At 70.1% G+C, this 1544-nt stretch carries 2 protein-coding genes; both read left to right on the top strand.

Translation table 11 applies throughout. The annotated features are described in order from the left end of the window. The first annotated feature begins 82 nt into the window (after positions 1–82). Complete coding sequence (gene lepB, locus FV222_RS25630; RefSeq protein WP_147750492.1) at positions 83–880, top strand: signal peptidase I; 798 nt, start codon at positions 83–85, stop codon at positions 878–880. 8 nt (positions 881–888) lie between these two features. Next, on the top strand, positions 889–1544 hold a 656-nt coding region (rnc, locus tag FV222_RS25635), incomplete at its 3' end, for a ribonuclease III (RefSeq protein WP_246685665.1).

The raw sequence follows: 1544 nt of genomic DNA on the forward strand, positions 1-1544 counted from the left end.
CTGGCGATCCGTCCGGGACGAGGCCGACGGCCCGCGCGGGCCGTCGGCCTCGTCCCGGACGGATCGCCAGACGGATCGACAGATGGAACGCGCGCGCTTGGATCGGGACGGAAAGCACGAAGTCCGCACGCAGCCGGGCACCTGGGCCAGCATCCGCGAGACGCTGAAGGTCGGGATCCAGGCGCTGCTGATCGCGCTCGTGGTGCGCACGCTCCTGTTCCAGCCGTTCAACATCCCCTCCGGCTCGCTGATCCCGACGCTGCTGATCGGCGACTACCTGTTCGTGTCGAAGTACTCCTACGGCTACTCGAAGTACTCCCTGCCGTTAAGCGAGTACCTTCCGATCAAGTCGGAAGGGCGCGTCTGGGCGGCCGAGCCCAAGCGCGGCGACATCGCGGTGTTCAAGCTGCCCAAGGACAACGCCACCGACTACATCAAGCGGGTGATCGGCCTGCCCGGCGACAAGATCCAGATGATCGACGGCGTGCTCAACATCAACGGCAAGCCGGTCAAGCGCGAGCGCATCGCCGACTACGAGACCATCGACCCCTACGGCCAGGCGACGAAGGTGCCGCAGTACAACGAGACGCTGCCGAACGGCGTCGTGCACCACACGATCGAGCGCGACGGCGACAACGGGTTCTGGGACAAGACCGAACTCTACACCGTGCCGCCGGGCCACTTCTTCATGATGGGCGACAACCGCGACAACTCGACCGATTCGCGCGACCTCGCCAACGTCGGCTACGTGCCGTTCGAGAACTTCGTCGGCCGCGCCGAGATGATCTTCTTCTCGATCGACGAGGGCACGCCCGCCTGGCAGATATGGAACTGGCCGGCCCACGTGCGCTGGGGCCGCCTGTTCTCGACGATCCACTGACCTCCGCCTTGGCCGACGAGGCGCGCCCCTCCGCCCGCGCCCGGCGCAAGGCGCGGCCCAAGCCCGACCTGTCGGCGCTGGAGGCGCGGATCGGGCACAGCTTCGCCGACCCGTCGCTGCTCGCCCGCGCGGTGACGCATGTCAGCAAGGCGGCCGGCCGCGTCGGCAGCTACCAGCGCCTCGAGTTCCTCGGCGACCGCGTCCTCGGCCTCGCCATCGCCGACAGGCTCTACGCCGCCTTCCCGGAGTCCGACGAGGGCGACCTTTCGCGGCGCCTCGCGGGCCTGGTTCGGCGCGAGACCTGCGCCGCCGTCGCCACCGCCTGGGACGTCGGCCCCCACCTCGTCCTCGGGCAGGGCGAGGTTTTGGGCGGCGGGCGCCGCAACCAGACGATCCTGGCCGACGTGTGCGAATCCATCCTCGGCGCGGTCTACATGGATGCCGGCTACGAGGCCGCCCGGGCGCTTATCGAATCCGCCTTCCGCCCGGCCGAGCCGACCGGCGCGCCCCGCGGCCGCGACGCGAAGTCGGCGCTGCAGGAATGGGCGATGGGCCGCGGCCTCGCGATCCCGGTCTACGAGGTCGTCGAGCGCTCCGGCCCCGACCACGCCCCGCATTTCCGCATCGCCGCCCGCGTCGCCGGGCTGGAGGCGGGGATCGGGGA

Origin of the sequence: Methylobacterium sp. WL103 (assembly GCF_008039885.1) — a bacterium.
Classification (GTDB): Bacteria; Pseudomonadota; Alphaproteobacteria; order Rhizobiales; family Beijerinckiaceae; genus Methylobacterium; species Methylobacterium cerastii.

Coding starts and splice junctions, on each gene's coding strand:
- lepB (WP_147750492.1), top strand. CDS start 83: ATGGAACGCGCGCGCTTGGATCGGGACGGAAAGCACGAAGTCCGCACG.